The organism is Chromobacterium sp. (assembly GCF_041912965.1).
GTDB lineage: Bacteria > Pseudomonadota > Gammaproteobacteria > Burkholderiales > Chromobacteriaceae > Chromobacterium > Chromobacterium aquaticum.
On the sequence record NZ_JAYSGF010000001.1, the window covers coordinates 116,268 to 129,307 of the forward strand.

Below are 13,040 nucleotides of genomic sequence, written 5' to 3' on the forward strand. Positions count from 1 at the left end.
ATGGCCGACTATACGCAAGAGCGCGACGACGCGAGCCGGCAGATCAGGGAGGACGGCGGCCCGGTGCTGCTGCGCGTCAACCTCGGCGAACGCTATGTGCCAGGCAAGGGCATGGTCAGCCGCTGGCAGGACTTCGGCTCCTACGCGGTGTTCGCCGACTTCGGGTTCGTGGCTTCGGGACTCGCTTTTGCCCCGGGCTCCACGATCCAGGTCGGGGACAAGAAGGCCTTGTTCGCGGTATGCGAGGCGACGCCGGCGCCTGGCCATCTGCTGGTGGTCCGGCCCAAGCCGGATCAGCCGGAGGTGGTCTGGCGGGTGATCAACATCAAAACCATTCAGCCGGAGCCTGGCGGCGTGATCGTCATGCACACGCTGCAGCTCAGGAGCTAGTCATGTCTTTCGCCGTTGATCTCGAGCGCTTCGCCGATGGCGCCAAGAAGTCGCTGGACGCCCAGTGCCGTGAAATCACCCTGCACCTGTTCCGCGGGGTGATCCTGAAAACCCCGGTGGACACTGGCCGGCTGCGCGGCTCCTGGGGCGTGGGGGTGACGCCGACGCCTGGTCCGCAAGACGGCATGGACAAGACCGGTAGCCAGGCCTTGGGGCGGGTGGTGGCGGCGCTGAGGCCTGGCGTGTTTGCCCATGGCGGGGTGATGACGTTGATGACGAATCTGCCCTACGCCTACCGCATCGAATTCGACGGCTGGTCGCACACCAAGGCGCCGGCCGGCATGGCGCGCCTGGCCCTGGCCGAGACCGTCGCGCGATATGGGAGGTGAGCATGGCGATCCGCCGCGCGCTGGAGTCGCGCCTGCTGGCCTGGGCCGAGGCCAAGGGGCTGCCGGTGGCCTGGGAGGCTTTGGTGTTTAATCCGCCAGCCAGCGTTTACCTGAAGGTGTTCCTGATGCCGGCCGAGCCGGTGAACATGGATCTCGACAGCGGCTTTCGTGAGCACGGCGTGTTCCAGGTGTCGATCTGCACCCCCAGCGGCGCCGGCCCGCAACAGGCGGAGGCCCTGGCCGATGAGCTGCGCCAGCTGTTCGCCGCCGACGAGGTGATCGGTCCGGTCAGGATCAGCATGACGCCGTATCGCTCGCCGGGCCTGCCCTCTGACACCCATTTCATTGTGCCGGTCACGATTCGCTATTCGACGATCTGATGCCGGCATTGATCGACACGGTCCCGCTCATCGGCGGGTGTGCCATTTTGAGGACCCAGCAATGACTTCCAATGCCATTTCCGCCCAGAAAACCCAGTTCTACATCGAGTCCAGCGGCGCCGCACCGGAGTTTGTGCCGATCAAGGAAATCCAGTCCTATAGCGGCTTTGACGGCAAGGCTTCCGAAATCGACGTGACCACGTTGGATAGTGATGCGAAGGAGAAAAGGAAGGGACTCACCGACAATGGCGGTTTCCAGATCGAAGTGAACCGGGTGTATACCGACCCCGGCCAGACCCTGCTGGACGAGGCGCAGTCCGACACGGAGCCGAGGCGTTTCAAATTGGTCCTGCCGAACGGCTGGGTCGGACTGTTTGCCGCGCTGGTGATGTCCTTCGACCTCAAGGGCGGCGTCGACGCGGTGATCAAGAGCTCGGCCGCTCTGAGCATTACCGGCAAGGTGGAATGGCAGAAGCCGGCGGCGAAGAAGGGGGCCTAAGCACGATGGACATCAATGACGATTTGCTGGTGGTGGGCGAGAAAACCCACGAATTCACGCTCAAGCACTATGTGACCGGCCAAGACACCAAGGTCAGGATCGAGGTCTATTCCGCCGAGTCGGAACAGGCCCAGCAGCTGCAACGCAAACTGCACGATGACGATGTGGCCAGGCTGGCCGCGGCCCATGCCGCCGGCCGGGAGCGGGCGGAGCCCTTGAGCTATGTGGAACGTGAACAGCTGATCGTCAGCGTCGCCATCGCGCGCACCGCAAGCTGGTCCGGGCTGACGGAAAACGGCGCGCCTTTCGCGTTCACGCCTCAGAACGCTCAGCGGCTGTACAGCAAGGCGGCCTGGATCCGCGATGCCGTGATCAGCGAGAGCGCCGACCTGGGAAAATTCCTGCCGCCGCCTGCGCCGCCGTCAGCGCCTACGCAGACCAGGAGTTCCGACTCGACAAGCGGCTGAAGCAGGGCGGTTCGCTGCGCCAACAAGGCCACGTCAACCAGCTAGCACTGCCCAATGAGGCGGCTTATCTGTGGGCGTGGTTTTGTGAGCTATCGGCGGCGCGGCAGTATTCGGATGGCGGTCCGCAGGCGTTGGCTTATGCGGAGATGGAGGCCTGGGCGCGCGTCACCCGGCGCCGGCCACGGGCGTGGGAGTACGCCTTGCTGCGGCGCCTGGATGTGGCCTACCTGTCGCTACAGGCGCTGGACGAGGGCGAATTCATGCGGGGCGTGCTGGAGGATGATGAGGCACGGTCGCGGGCGCTGATGAAAATGCTCAGCGCCTGAGCGGCCAGGGCGAGGCTGCCGTGCAATGATCACAATCACGGTGCGGGCGGTGTTTTACGACTTCCTTGCGGCTTAGGCCGCGCGCGGCATCAGGACTCGACAGGACTGGCGTGCAACTTGACCCCTAGCCCACGCATCAGCTTGAGGACGGTGTCGTAGCGAGGTTTTGCGCCGGGAGACAGCGCTTTGTACAGGCTTTCACGCCCCATCCCGCAATTTTTGGCCAGTTGCGCCATGCCACGCACGCGCGCCACATCGCGTACCGCGGCGAGAAAAACATCCGGATTGGGGTCTTCTAGCGCGGCGCTGAGGTACTCGGCAATGGTTTCTTCACTATCCAGATAGTTGGCCGCGTCAAACGGCCGCAGGTTCGATTCCATGGTTTACTCCGGCAGATTCTTGAGCAAGGTTTTGGCGTGTTTGATGTCGCGCTGCTGGCTCGACTTGTTTCCACCACATAACAATAGATAGACCACCTGGCCGCGCCGCGTGTAATACACCCGGTAACCGGCGCCGGTATGGATTCGCATTTCTGAGACGCCGTCGCCAACTGGCTCGCAGTCGCCAAAATTTCCTAGTTCGGCCGAGCGGATTCGAATGGCAATGCGGGCTTTAGCAATCGGGTCACGAAGCTTGCTCAGCCAGGCATCGAATTCTGCGGTCGTCAGAAAGGTGTTCATGACTCAAACTGTATCCGATCGGATACAAAATGACAAGAGTTGTGCGTGACTCATGTGGCGAGAAGGTTTGGCAAGCTGACTCCGCCGTCCGCCAGTCTTCCGGGCATGGCCCGCAGCCGCTGAGCTACGGTGACATTGCCGCAGGGGAGAGGCTTCTCTCGCGCCAGCCCCGCGGCGGGGAGGTGATGCTGCTCAAGCCGCTGGACCTCGATTACCTAGAGATCCAGGCCATGGGCGATGGCGCATTGCTGGCTGAGCAGATGCAGGATGATGAGGCGCGGTCGAGGGTGCTGATGAAGATGCTGGGGGAGAAAGTAGAGAGAATCAATAGTATTAGTCTCTGCCGCATGGATTGAGCTTATGGGGCAGTGTCGCTCTCATGCTCGGGGGAAACTGGGAAAAGTGGCTCTGTGCAATGGCGAATGAACTGAATCTCTACGTGTTTCAACCCTAAGCGGATGGGTATTTTTTTAGCTAAAGCAAGATGGCACCAGAATGGTAGCCCGACTTCGTCAATATCTACAGGCACCAACTGGCTGCAACCAGATAATTTCAGTGCACTATCTAATAACCTTAAAGCAATGCCTTGTTTTTGATAGTTTTTATCGACAGTGATGTCTCTGATGTAGCAAGCTTTGGTTTCGTTGCAAAAATCAGCAACTACAGTGCCAATACGAAACCCCTGGTGGGGATGTGAAATTGTAAGCACGAATGATTTTTTGTTTGTCCCCATCCAGAGTGGCGGCCCAATTTTTAAAAGATTCAGCGAAATTGGGCGTTCCTTAGGACGCAATAATTTTAGGAGGCGGAGGGCGATATTTAGTATGTGCATCTGAATGAGGAAGTTGGTTGAACTAAGCGAAGTATTATGATAGTGCAATTTGCCATCGGCATACATGCGTATGGAGTGATGCAGATCAAGTTTGATGACAGCGCGTGGGAGGACTACCTCTGTTGGCAGCAGAACAGCAAGCCCACCCTCAAGCGCATCAACGCCCTGATCAAGGACATCCAGCGCAACCCGTTTGAAGGGATAGGCAAGCCGGAGCCGCTGAAGCATCAGTTTGCCGGCTTCTGGTCGCGCCGTATCGATGACGAGCATCGTCTGGTCTACGCGGTCCAGAGTGATGCGCTGACCATCTTGCAGTGCCGCTATCACTACTAAACAACTGATTTTTCTGAACTAAAGGACAGTTTCATTTTTGTGAAAATGCTCTAAGGATGGTCTCGTGCTCAGCAAGGCCTCAAGGCCGGAAGAGACGCGTAAGCAATTTCTGATCAGGTTTCAGTGAAAAAGCCCGCCAGGTGTTTAGGCGGGCTTTTTTTTCGAAAATTTAAGAAAACTCGTGTTTATAGCCTAAAAAGACCCCGATATTCGATGGGAAGTCGGTTCAGAGGAGTTGATACACTAAGAATTCTTGGAAGGAGGCTGAGCTTCGGGCGGTGTTTCTTCTTCTATGGAGTCTCGTTGCTTGGATGGAGATCTACCCAGAAATACACGCTCATTGAGCGCATCGGAGAGTTCGGCCGCAAGTAGGCGGATAAGTGGCTTGTAGTCGGCGGGGGGCACGATCATTTGTAGTGGAGCAAGGATTTTGGCGCGGGATGCTTCGTCATCGTCCAGGAAAGACTGCTCAAGCCGCTGAATGATTTCTGCATTTTTAGATTTGCTGGTGACGCGAGCGGCCACGTTCAGTTTTTCATCAAGCGGGGTCGGGATGCGGAGGGTGATCCTCGTGTATCCATCATCTGACATGCGGCACCATTTTCGTGTCAAAAATTGTTGACACCATTATAGTGCCACACTAGCATGGAGTCACGACACCAAAACAGTGTCAAACATGAAGGGGGTGATGACAGCTGAGCAGGATATGTCTGGAGGAGTCAGATTCGCTTCCCCGAGAATGCGGAGAAATGGGTTAAGAGCCGAGCGGCAAACCAATATCGTAGTGCAAATTCGGTTTTGCTTGATCTCGTGTTGAAGGAAATGCAGCGAGAGGAGGAGGAAATGAAAAAGCAGCATGATGGTCACTTGGAGGTGGATACCTCGGTCTGTCAAGATGACCTTACAAATGATTGATGCCCCAGAAGTAGCACCTTCTGAGGCATCGGTTGAAATCCCTAGATCATCAAAATCGGAGGAGAATTCATTATGAAAACTAACACCGAACCCCTTGATAGTCAATGCTTTGAGGCGGGCGATGGCGCTGATGCAGTCGACATGAAGCTTGCCAGGAAGACTACGCATGTCCTGGCCAATCAAGGGCTGATTTGCGCGGCGGTGTCCATGGAGCATGCGGAGACTTTACGCGGGATCCTGTCCGCGATTTCCCGGCTGTCCCAGGATTCGACGGTGGTTTCTCTCGCCGACCATGGGCATGGCGTGGCGGCGGCATTGCATAACGAAGCGGATGTATTTCGCGAAGAAGTTGAGTCGATGATGCAGCATGCAGGGGGTTGGGTATGGAACTGATGAATTTGAACGCCGGGCAGCCGCTGACCATGTCTAGTCGGGAGATTGCGGAGCTGTGCGAGAAGGAGCACAAAAACGTAATCCGCGATATCCGCATTATGTTGGATGAACTGGGGGATGGCTCAGATTTGAGCCATGTCCAAGAGACTAAGGATATGCGTGGATACACGGCCTCGATTTGCCTCCCCAAAGACCTCACTTTGACGCTGATCGCAGGCTACAACGTCAGGTTGCGCAACCGCATCATCAAGAGGTGGATGGAGTTGGAAGAGTTGGCGGTAGCGCCGGCCCTCCCTGACTTTTCCAATCCCGCGGCCGCGGCGCGCGCCTGGGCGGAGCAGTTCGAGCAGCGGCAGATCGTCGAGCAGCAGAATGTGACGTTGGCGAACCAGGTGGCCGAGCAAGCGCCGAAAGTCGCGGCCCAAGAGCGGCTCGCGCTCTCGGAGGGCGAGCTGTGCCTGACGGATGCGGCGAAGGCGCTGGGCGTGCCGCCTGGCAAATTCACCGCCTACCTGATCCGCATTGGTTGGGCCTACCGGCGCCAGAGCAATAACCGGCCGGTGGGATACACGGTCAAGGAGCAGCAGGGCTTGGTCGTTCACCGGCCAGTGACCATCTACCACAAGAGCGGGGACGTTGAATCCTCGTCTCAGTTGCTGATCACCCCCAAGGGGCTGGCTAGGCTGGCCGAATTGATCGCGGCAGGAGCTGTTGCCTGACCTTGGTCTATGCATGTAACATTACAAACCATACTAATTAATTTAGTTTGACCATTAATCTTAAAACCCCGCAAACGCGGGGTTTTAATGTTTTATCTCCATGGTTACGAGCGAGGCTGCTGTTTTTATGCTTTTTGTCAGGTGCGGCGATGTTGGCGCGCACTAGGATTGAATGAGTGATTTTTCGACCAAATGAATGAGGGAGGGGTAAATGTCAGGTGAAGCTAATGAAGTGCCTATTGCCACGTTGTCTCATGGCTTTTATGCAGAAAACGAAAGGGCTAGCAATCAAGTCTTGCCGATAGTTCCATCTTTTGCAGAAGATGGTTCTGTTCAATATCAGAACTATCAGTTTAATGAAGCGCCAAGCCAGCTGAAAGGTAGCGTTGAAGTGGGACGCAATCTATTGAATAGGTTTGTTGGGCTGGTGAGCGGGACTGTTAATAGACAAGCTGAGGCGAGAGCCGGGGCTTCCGCCAAATATGATTTCGCGCTGTGGCGTGAAGCATTCACTCCGGTGATGAGTTCATTCTTTGATAATGCTCGAAGCAACAACCGTGTAGTGAACAAGGTGGTTAGAGGGGTGGATGTTGCAAAAGCGGTTATCGAGTTTAATGGCGGCGTTACTACCAATGAGCTAGAGGCATTTAGTCGTTTTTTGCGTTATTGCGGATCAAACATCCAAAGGAGTGTCCAATGGAAAGGAAGCTCCAGGGTCATATTTGCATACTCCACACATAGCTTTTCTGGCGATCTCTATAAGCCAAGCATTCATTTCTATTCGGCCACAGTTGACCGAAGTCAATTGGGCATCCTGTCTTCTTGCGGATCAATGGAGCCAGTGAGCTTGCAGTTTAACGTCAATTATGTGAGTGCGGATTTCAACATTAACAGTTATTTGAATGATGCCAGATTCAAGCAGGAAGTGGACTGGTTTATTAGTAGATTTGAGAGTGAGAGTTTGGCGCAGGAGGGCTCGTACTTTGATGATGTCTTCCATGGATGTGTGCCATTAAGTAATTAAACCTGTGTTGTTTGGTTTTTTAATTAGCTTCGCAGACGCGAGGCTTTTATTTCATCTGGACGTAACTAAGTGTTGGAGGTAGCAGTTTCATGGGGTTGTAGCGCAAATATTTTTTCCAAATAAAGATGGATCGGCGGATTTAGTGTTGGCGTGATTTCAATAGGCTGGTTTTGATGTGATATTGATGCCTCATCGTGTGATGAGGCTTTTTTATTGGAGCCTTGCAATGGATGTTGCCACTCTAGTTATCAGATCAGATGCAAGAGACATTGAACACGGCTCCCGAGCATTAAGCGATCTCACCCGCATCGGCTCCGCGACAGAAAATAGCTTAGCCAGGATGGCCAGCAATATTGATGCGTCTTTTTCGCGCGCCACTAGTGTGATTAAGTCCTTTGCCGCGGCGTACTCCGGCATGAAGCTGCTTGAGTTCTCCAAGGAAGTGACCTTGATGGCCGCGCATTACAACACCTTGGGCGTGGTCATGAACACCGTGGGCAAGAATGCGGGGTATTCCACCGTTCAACTGCAGCAGACCGAGTCCGCGTTGCGCCAGACGGGGATTTCCGCGCTGGAGTCCCGGCAGAACATCGCTCGCATGATTCAAGCCAATGTTGATTTGTCGCAGTCCACTCAGCTCGCGAGAATCGCCCAGGATGCGGCGGTGATCGGCAATCTGAACTCATCCGAGTCCTATACCCGCCTGGTCTACGGCATTCAATCCGCTCAAACCGAGATCCTCAGAACCATCGGGATCAACGTGAACTTTGAGGCGGGTTACCGGAAGCTTGCCGCGCAGTTGGGCAAAACGGCTGACGCTTTGTCTGAAACGGAGAAGATCCAGGCCCGGATCAATGAGGTGATGGAGAAGGGCAAGATGATCGCGGGCGCCTATGAGGCGTCGATGGGGGAAGCCGGCAAGCAGCTTAACTCGATGAAGCGCTACATCGATGATTTGAAAGCCTCCGCGGGTCAGGCGTTTATGGAGCCGTTCACTCGTGGCGTGACGAAGGCGACGGATGCCCTGAAGTTTTTGTCGGAAAACAGCGAAACCGTTGGAAAGACCCTGACCTGGGCGCTGGGCGGCGCGACGCTGCTGGCCATTAGCAAGACTTCAGGCGCGCTGGGTCAATTGGTCGCTGACACAAGCAAGCAAGGCGTTGCCGCGCGCGTCACCGCCGCGGCGGCTTTGGAAAGCGCCAGGGCCGAGGCGGTCAATGCCGCCGCCGCCCTGCGCAGCGCGCAGGCCAGCGCGGTTTTAGGGGGCTCGCAAACTGCGCTGTCCGCAGCAAAAGCACGTAACACGGTCGCCACAAATGCCTTGACGGTGGCGACAAGCAATTATGCGCGGGCGGCGACCATGGCGGGGATTGCGGCTCGGGGCGCCAGTGCGGCCCTGGCTGCGGTTGGTGGGCCTTTTGGGGTGTTTATCGCCGCGGCGGCGGTGGTTGCATACAACTGGGACAAGATCGCCGAAGCGGCCGGTGACGCGGCGGCAATTAGTGAAAATGCGGCGCGCCGAATAGCCGCGGCAATGAGCGAAGGTGCAAAGGCGCCACTGGCGACACTGCAAACAGAAATTGCCTTGGCAAAAAAAGGGATGGCGGAGGCGGATGAAGAGCTGAGAAAGGGGACAAAGAAGATTTTTGATGGGACGGCCTACTATACGGTCCCCTTGAGCCGAGACGAGCTGAATGCAATAAAAGTCAGGAGTGATGCTTACCGAGACAATTTATTAGCAGCCGAAAAGGTATATGGCATTGCCATGCCCCGATCGATGGCGGAGGGCTTGAAGGGGGCGACATTTGACATCCGAATCGAGGACCAGAAGAAGTTTATTCGCGACAATCTCCGTTTGCTGAGTGACTCAGCCGCTGTGTCAAAAATGAAGGCGGGCGCCAGGGAAGAGCTTGTTGCTGGCGTTGCGGCAGCCAAGGCAAAAATCAAAGCGCTTGAGGATGAGCAGAAGAACGCGGCAACCGGAGAGACCTCCCTCAGCAGAATCGCACAGCTAAAAGGCAGTTACACGCCGGCCGCGGAGAAGATCCGCGCGGATATTCGGGAGATTGAGAAAGCCGCGGCGGAAGGGGTGATCTCGCAAGAGGAAGCCGCCAAATTGCTTGCCCAGGCCAATGAAAAGCTCAATAGCGCTCTGCGTGGGGGCAACGGTGGGCGAGGCCCAGGAGGGGGCGGCGAGCGACTTGCCAATATCCGCGCCGACATCACCAGCTTGCGCGCATATCACGATAGCCTCACTCAGCTTGGCGATGCCGCTCAAAAGCTGACCGAAGGAGAGAAGCAGCTCAATCGATTGCTTGCCCAGCGGCAGCGCCTGGCAAGCGGCGAAGACGGCCCGGCCAAGGGGCAGGGCCAGCGGGCACAGTCTATCCTCCTGCTGGATCGGGAGATCGCGCTGATCAAGGAGAAGATCCGCCTGGAGAAGTCCACCAAGGGGCTGGAAGTGCTGTACACGGACCTGGCGGAAACCACTTCGGGCATCCGCGCGACTGAAACCTATATCCAGCGGCTGGACACCTTGGGCCTGCGCGTTCATCGCTTGACTGACGCGGAGAAGAAGCTGCTTGAAGTCAAAGCCGAACGCGAGGCTTTGATCAAGCAGCCAGTACCAACCGATCCGGATGAACTTAGGAGTCGAAACGAACGAATCTGGCGGTTCGATCAACGGATTGAAGCACGGCAGGGGCTGGTTGATATCGAGAACATGGCCAGCGCGCGCAAAGCGCTAGCGGAGGCCAAGGAGGAACTGGAGCGCTACAACGCGACGATGTTCATGTCGCAGGAAGCCAAGGAGCGCTACCTCTACTTCCTGGACAAAGAGAGGGAGGTTGTTGCAACTTTGCCGGGCGAGTACGCCGAGCTGATCACCGCCTACGACGAGAGCAGGGCCAAGGCGCGCGAGTTTACGACCGGCTGGAATCAGGCCTTGGCCCAATACGCCGAGAACGTGGGTAACCAGGCCGCGCAGGGGCAGCGGGCGTTTGAGACCGCCACCACGAGCATGACGGACACGCTGACCAAGTTCTTCATGAGCGGCAAACTGGGCTGGCAGGACTTCGCCAACTCGGTGATCGAGCAGATCATCCGGATCCAGGTGCAGCAGGCGACCTTGAGCATGGTGCAGGGAGGCTTCAGCCTGGACTGGCTGCCGAGCGGCTTGTTCGGCCCGTCGGTGATCGGCAGCGCCAAGGGCAATCTCTTCTACAACGGCCAGGTGGTGCGCGCCTTCGCCAGCGGCGGGGCCTTCGCCAACTCGGTGGCGTCGAGTCCCACGCTGGCGCCGATGGCGTTGTTTGGCGAGGCGGGGCCGGAGGCGATCATGCCGCTGGCGCGGGACGGCGCCGGCCGCTTGGGAGTCAAGGCGCAGGGCGCCGGCACCGAGGTCAATCTGGCCTTGAACGTGATCAACCAGTCCAGCCAGCCGGTGAGCGCTTCGGCAAGCCAGCCGCGGTTTGATGGCCGGCAGATGGTGGTGGACATCGTGCTGACGGATCTACGGCGCGGGGGGCCGGTGTCGCAGGGGATCAAGGCGATTGTTGGGAAGTAGCGCAGAACGCTTGACCACTCTGGTGGGCTCACCGAAATGGTGGGCTTTTTTTATGCTGACATGGAGGTGTTATGGCGCTGCCCAGGCTGCCTCGATACGTGCGTCTACTGCTGGCGGGATATGGCGAAACCCCAGACTATGGCGTGCTGCGCTCGGAGATGGAAGGCCCCATCGCCAAGCAGCGGCCGCGGTGGAGTGCTCCGGTCACTCAACTGGATGTGACGCTATTGATCGAGGGGCGTCAGGCCAAGCTGGATTTTGAAGTCTGGTTCGGAGACGCGCTGGCGGGTGGTTCGGGCTGGTTTCTCTACACGGATCCCATCAGTCGGGCTCAGAGAAAGGCGCGTTTCGTCGCCGGCAATTTGCGCTGGACTCCTGATTTGGCCGGGCTTTGGCGGGCGGCAGCAAAAATCGAATCCTTTAAATTTAGTTTGTGAGAAGGTTTGCTGCGGCGTTTCTGTACTGTCATTCAGGACAGGTAAAATGCCAATCCAATGAAAGTTTTCATTTGCTAAGAATATCCTAACAAGTACATAAAAGGGACTTGGCAATGGCACTTCATCCTTTTTGGCTCATCAGCAGCGCCGCGGTGTTCATCGTTGGTTGTGAGAGTCTTTCCTTTAATCGTACCGCCCAGTGGCCATGGGAAACGACTCAACCCTGTACACCGCCCAAACTTGCAAAGGGCGCTTCTGGCGCAAGCGGAGAAGCCTACCGCTGTAATTTGAATGACGCTATGCAAGCCTTCCTTGCTGCCAGTAAGTTTTGCCGTGAAGTTCAAAACTACTATGAGAGTGGAGGAAAGCACAGCAGCGAATATAAGTTTTGGGTTGGCACGGTAGGGACGCTGGCCGGCGCCGTGGTCACGCCGATAGCGCAAGGCAGCGCCAAGAATGCATGGTCGGGGCTTTCCGGGGCGACGAATGGCCTCCAGACTTCGATGGAGCAGTCGTTTTCCTCTGCCTTGAACGCGAATCGGATGATTGCTGTCAATAAAAGCTATGCCTCTGGTGCCAGCGGCATTGTGAGTAGTTCAGGTACGGTGTCTCATAATGCAAGCGACAGCTTTTATGAGGAATCTGTGTTTCGGTCAATCAAGATGGCGGCCGACTGCGCGATGAGTCCCGGGCTGGCGGACGCCAATGTGTTGAATAGCATTGCCTCAGGTACAACTGCTCATTAGTTCTCACCAAAATTTGTAGTTCAACCAACCCGCCATCGTGCGGGTTTTTTGCTTTCTGAGGGGAGGGGCTATGGCGCGAGCCGTGTCTCAAGCCGCGCGCGAAAACATCAATGCCACCAGCGCGGCGGAGCCGCTGTTGATGCTGTTGGAAATCAGCCATCAGGATCTGGCCGAGCCGGCGCGGGTGGTCAACGATTCGGCGCCGATCACGGTGGAAGGGCATGTCTTCGTGGCATGCCCTTTTTCTTTCCAGTTGCCGGAAGAGTCCGAGGGCCAGGTGCCGCAGGCGCAGTTGGCGCTCGACAACGTCGGCCGGGAGCTGACGCAGTGGATCGATGTGTCGCAGGGCGGCATGGGGTCTCAGTGTCGAGTCATCCAGGTGCTGCGCAGCCAGCCCCAGGTGCTGGAGTACGACATCACGCTGGATATCTCCAATGTGTCGATGACCCCATTGCAGATCACGGCGACGCTCGGCTATGTGGACTTCCTGAACCAGCCGGCGGTGGCCTTGCACTACCGCCCGGAGACCGCGCCGGGGGTGTTCTGATGCATTGGTCCGATCCTTATGTGGGCCTGGAGTACGTGGCCGACGGCTTGAATTGCGCGGTATTGGCCGAGCGGGTCGCCAGCGAGGTGCTGGGCCTGGTGGTCAGGCTGCCGGGTTCGCATCCGCGCACGCCGTTTGGACGCAACGCGCTGATCGCGCGCCACAAGGACAGGCTTGCGCGGCCAGTCGCGGCGCCGCTGGATGGCCACCCGGTGCTGTTGCTGGCGCGCGGCCGGCTGCAACACGTCGGCGTGATGTGTTGGATCGCCGGGGAGTGGTGGGTGCTGCACGCGGACGAAGGCTTTGGCGCGGTGGTGCGCCAGCGGCTGCGCGCGCTGGCCGGGTATCAGGTGGAAGGGTTTTACCAATGGACATGACAATACCGAACGCCGTCAGGC

20 protein-coding genes are annotated in these 13,040 nt (G+C 57.4%); 16 read left to right on the forward strand and 4 right to left on the reverse strand.

Annotation, left to right across the window (positions count from 1 at the left end):
- The 6 genes from ACE3QM_RS00520 to ACE3QM_RS00545 all read left to right on the forward strand — a co-directional run bounded on the left by ACE3QM_RS00520 (position 1) and on the right by ACE3QM_RS00545 (position 2,451).
- Positions 1-390, forward strand: a complete 390-nt coding sequence (locus ACE3QM_RS00520; RefSeq protein WP_374419433.1) for a hypothetical protein — start codon at positions 1-3, stop codon at positions 388-390.
- Between the two features lie 2 nt (positions 391-392).
- Positions 393-779, forward strand: coding sequence for a hypothetical protein (locus ACE3QM_RS00525; protein ID WP_374419435.1), 387 nt, complete (start codon positions 393-395; stop codon positions 777-779).
- A gap of 2 nt (positions 780-781) precedes the next feature.
- Entirely contained in the window at positions 782-1,159 is a 378-nt protein-coding gene (locus ACE3QM_RS00530; RefSeq protein ID WP_374419437.1) for a phage tail terminator-like protein, read from the forward strand.
- Positions 1,160-1,220: 61 nt separating this feature from the next.
- Positions 1,221-1,658, forward strand: coding sequence for a phage tail tube protein (locus ACE3QM_RS00535; protein WP_374419439.1), 438 nt, complete (start codon positions 1,221-1,223; stop codon positions 1,656-1,658).
- On the forward strand, positions 1,625-2,125 hold the full coding sequence (locus tag ACE3QM_RS00540; RefSeq protein WP_374419441.1) for a hypothetical protein: 501 nt from the start codon (positions 1,625-1,627) through the stop codon (positions 2,123-2,125). Before ACE3QM_RS00535 ends, ACE3QM_RS00540 begins: the two co-directional genes overlap by 34 nt.
- Before the next feature lie 146 nt (positions 2,126-2,271).
- Entirely contained in the window at positions 2,272-2,451 is a 180-nt protein-coding gene (locus ACE3QM_RS00545; RefSeq protein ID WP_374419443.1) for a hypothetical protein, read from the forward strand.
- Positions 2,452-2,540: 89 nt separating this feature from the next.
- Here the strand turns inward: ACE3QM_RS00545 and ACE3QM_RS00550 are convergent, their stop codons facing one another.
- A complete protein-coding gene (locus ACE3QM_RS00550; RefSeq protein WP_374419445.1) occupies positions 2,541-2,831 on the reverse strand; it encodes an addiction module antidote protein in 291 nt (96 codons plus the stop codon).
- 3 nt (positions 2,832-2,834) lie between these two features.
- Positions 2,835-3,131 carry a type II toxin-antitoxin system RelE/ParE family toxin gene (locus ACE3QM_RS00555; RefSeq protein ID WP_374419447.1) on the reverse strand — a complete coding sequence of 99 codons (297 nt, stop codon included), beginning with the start codon at positions 3,129-3,131 and terminating at the stop codon, positions 2,835-2,837.
- A gap of 29 nt (positions 3,132-3,160) precedes the next feature.
- Here ACE3QM_RS00555 and ACE3QM_RS00560 point away from each other — a divergent pair, with 29 nt between their 5' ends.
- Positions 3,161-3,487: a hypothetical protein gene (locus ACE3QM_RS00560; protein WP_374419449.1), complete on the forward strand. Its 327-nt coding sequence runs from the start codon at positions 3,161-3,163 to the stop codon at positions 3,485-3,487.
- 2 nt (positions 3,488-3,489) lie between these two features.
- Here ACE3QM_RS00560 and ACE3QM_RS00565 read toward each other — a convergent pair whose 3' ends face one another.
- The gene (locus tag ACE3QM_RS00565) at positions 3,490-4,029 is read right to left on the reverse strand and encodes a GNAT family N-acetyltransferase (RefSeq protein WP_374419451.1); all 540 of its coding nucleotides are present in this window, start codon (positions 4,027-4,029) and stop codon (positions 3,490-3,492) included.
- A 12-nt stretch (positions 4,030-4,041) separates the two neighbouring features.
- Between ACE3QM_RS00565 and ACE3QM_RS00570 the strand changes: the two genes are divergently transcribed.
- Entirely contained in the window at positions 4,042-4,296 is a 255-nt protein-coding gene (locus tag ACE3QM_RS00570; RefSeq protein WP_374419452.1) for a Txe/YoeB family addiction module toxin, read from the forward strand.
- 243 nt (positions 4,297-4,539) lie between these two features.
- On the opposite strand, the gene ACE3QM_RS00575 is transcribed toward ACE3QM_RS00570, so the two are convergent.
- A complete protein-coding gene (locus tag ACE3QM_RS00575) occupies positions 4,540-4,887 on the reverse strand; it encodes an Arc family DNA-binding protein (RefSeq protein ID WP_374419454.1) in 348 nt (115 codons plus the stop codon).
- Between the two features lie 396 nt (positions 4,888-5,283).
- Here ACE3QM_RS00575 and ACE3QM_RS00580 point away from each other — a divergent pair, with 396 nt between their 5' ends.
- The 8 genes from ACE3QM_RS00580 to ACE3QM_RS00615 all read left to right on the forward strand — a co-directional run bounded on the left by ACE3QM_RS00580 (position 5,284) and on the right by ACE3QM_RS00615 (position 13,019).
- Positions 5,284-5,604, forward strand: coding sequence for a hypothetical protein (locus ACE3QM_RS00580; protein WP_374419456.1), 321 nt, complete (start codon positions 5,284-5,286; stop codon positions 5,602-5,604).
- Positions 5,595-6,323: a phage antirepressor KilAC domain-containing protein gene (locus ACE3QM_RS00585; RefSeq protein WP_374419458.1), complete on the forward strand. Its 729-nt coding sequence runs from the start codon at positions 5,595-5,597 to the stop codon at positions 6,321-6,323. The genes ACE3QM_RS00580 and ACE3QM_RS00585 overlap by 10 nt, the downstream gene beginning before the upstream one ends.
- A gap of 211 nt (positions 6,324-6,534) precedes the next feature.
- A complete protein-coding gene (locus ACE3QM_RS00590; RefSeq protein WP_374419460.1) occupies positions 6,535-7,347 on the forward strand; it encodes a hypothetical protein in 813 nt (270 codons plus the stop codon).
- A 226-nt stretch (positions 7,348-7,573) separates the two neighbouring features.
- A complete protein-coding gene (locus tag ACE3QM_RS00595; RefSeq protein ID WP_374419462.1) occupies positions 7,574-10,912 on the forward strand; it encodes a phage tail tape measure C-terminal domain-containing protein in 3,339 nt (1,112 codons plus the stop codon).
- A gap of 71 nt (positions 10,913-10,983) precedes the next feature.
- Entirely contained in the window at positions 10,984-11,349 is a 366-nt protein-coding gene (locus tag ACE3QM_RS00600; RefSeq protein WP_374419464.1) for a hypothetical protein, read from the forward strand.
- Between the two features lie 113 nt (positions 11,350-11,462).
- On the forward strand, positions 11,463-12,095 hold the full coding sequence (locus tag ACE3QM_RS00605; RefSeq protein ID WP_374419465.1) for a hypothetical protein: 633 nt from the start codon (positions 11,463-11,465) through the stop codon (positions 12,093-12,095).
- A 70-nt stretch (positions 12,096-12,165) separates the two neighbouring features.
- Positions 12,166-12,642: a DUF1833 family protein gene (locus ACE3QM_RS00610; protein ID WP_374419467.1), complete on the forward strand. Its 477-nt coding sequence runs from the start codon at positions 12,166-12,168 to the stop codon at positions 12,640-12,642.
- A complete protein-coding gene (locus ACE3QM_RS00615) occupies positions 12,642-13,019 on the forward strand; it encodes a hypothetical protein (protein WP_374419469.1) in 378 nt (125 codons plus the stop codon). The genes ACE3QM_RS00610 and ACE3QM_RS00615 overlap by 1 nt, the downstream gene beginning before the upstream one ends.
- The last annotated feature ends 21 nt before the right edge of the window (positions 13,020-13,040 follow it).

Excerpts from the sequence above, each read along its gene's own strand:
- ACE3QM_RS00535 (WP_374419439.1), top strand. The coding sequence starts at position 1,221 with ATGACTTCCAATGCCATTTCCGCCCAGAAAACCCAGTTCTACATCGAG.
- ACE3QM_RS00610 (WP_374419467.1), top strand. The coding sequence starts at position 12,166 with ATGGCGCGAGCCGTGTCTCAAGCCGCGCGCGAAAACATCAATGCCACC.
- ACE3QM_RS00565 (WP_374419451.1), bottom strand. The coding sequence starts at position 4,029 with ATGTATGCCGATGGCAAATTGCACTATCATAATACTTCGCTTAGTTCA.
- ACE3QM_RS00580 (WP_374419456.1), top strand. The coding sequence starts at position 5,284 with ATGAAAACTAACACCGAACCCCTTGATAGTCAATGCTTTGAGGCGGGC.
- ACE3QM_RS00605 (WP_374419465.1), top strand. The coding sequence starts at position 11,463 with ATGGCACTTCATCCTTTTTGGCTCATCAGCAGCGCCGCGGTGTTCATC.
- ACE3QM_RS00585 (WP_374419458.1), top strand. The coding sequence starts at position 5,595 with ATGGAACTGATGAATTTGAACGCCGGGCAGCCGCTGACCATGTCTAGT.
- ACE3QM_RS00590 (WP_374419460.1), top strand. The coding sequence starts at position 6,535 with ATGTCAGGTGAAGCTAATGAAGTGCCTATTGCCACGTTGTCTCATGGC.
- ACE3QM_RS00560 (WP_374419449.1), top strand. The coding sequence starts at position 3,161 with ATGACAAGAGTTGTGCGTGACTCATGTGGCGAGAAGGTTTGGCAAGCT.
- ACE3QM_RS00520 (WP_374419433.1), top strand. The coding sequence starts at position 1 with ATGGCCGACTATACGCAAGAGCGCGACGACGCGAGCCGGCAGATCAGG.
- ACE3QM_RS00540 (WP_374419441.1), top strand. The coding sequence starts at position 1,625 with ATGGCAGAAGCCGGCGGCGAAGAAGGGGGCCTAAGCACGATGGACATC.
- ACE3QM_RS00595 (WP_374419462.1), top strand. The coding sequence starts at position 7,574 with ATGGATGTTGCCACTCTAGTTATCAGATCAGATGCAAGAGACATTGAA.
- ACE3QM_RS00555 (WP_374419447.1), bottom strand. The coding sequence starts at position 3,131 with ATGAACACCTTTCTGACGACCGCAGAATTCGATGCCTGGCTGAGCAAG.
- ACE3QM_RS00530 (WP_374419437.1), top strand. The coding sequence starts at position 782 with ATGGCGATCCGCCGCGCGCTGGAGTCGCGCCTGCTGGCCTGGGCCGAG.
- ACE3QM_RS00570 (WP_374419452.1), top strand. The coding sequence starts at position 4,042 with ATGCAGATCAAGTTTGATGACAGCGCGTGGGAGGACTACCTCTGTTGG.
- ACE3QM_RS00550 (WP_374419445.1), bottom strand. The coding sequence starts at position 2,831 with ATGGAATCGAACCTGCGGCCGTTTGACGCGGCCAACTATCTGGATAGT.
- ACE3QM_RS00525 (WP_374419435.1), top strand. The coding sequence starts at position 393 with ATGTCTTTCGCCGTTGATCTCGAGCGCTTCGCCGATGGCGCCAAGAAG.
- ACE3QM_RS00575 (WP_374419454.1), bottom strand. The coding sequence starts at position 4,887 with ATGTCAGATGATGGATACACGAGGATCACCCTCCGCATCCCGACCCCG.
- ACE3QM_RS00615 (WP_374419469.1), top strand. The coding sequence starts at position 12,642 with ATGCATTGGTCCGATCCTTATGTGGGCCTGGAGTACGTGGCCGACGGC.
- ACE3QM_RS00545 (WP_374419443.1), top strand. The coding sequence starts at position 2,272 with ATGGAGGCCTGGGCGCGCGTCACCCGGCGCCGGCCACGGGCGTGGGAG.
- ACE3QM_RS00600 (WP_374419464.1), top strand. The coding sequence starts at position 10,984 with ATGGCGCTGCCCAGGCTGCCTCGATACGTGCGTCTACTGCTGGCGGGA.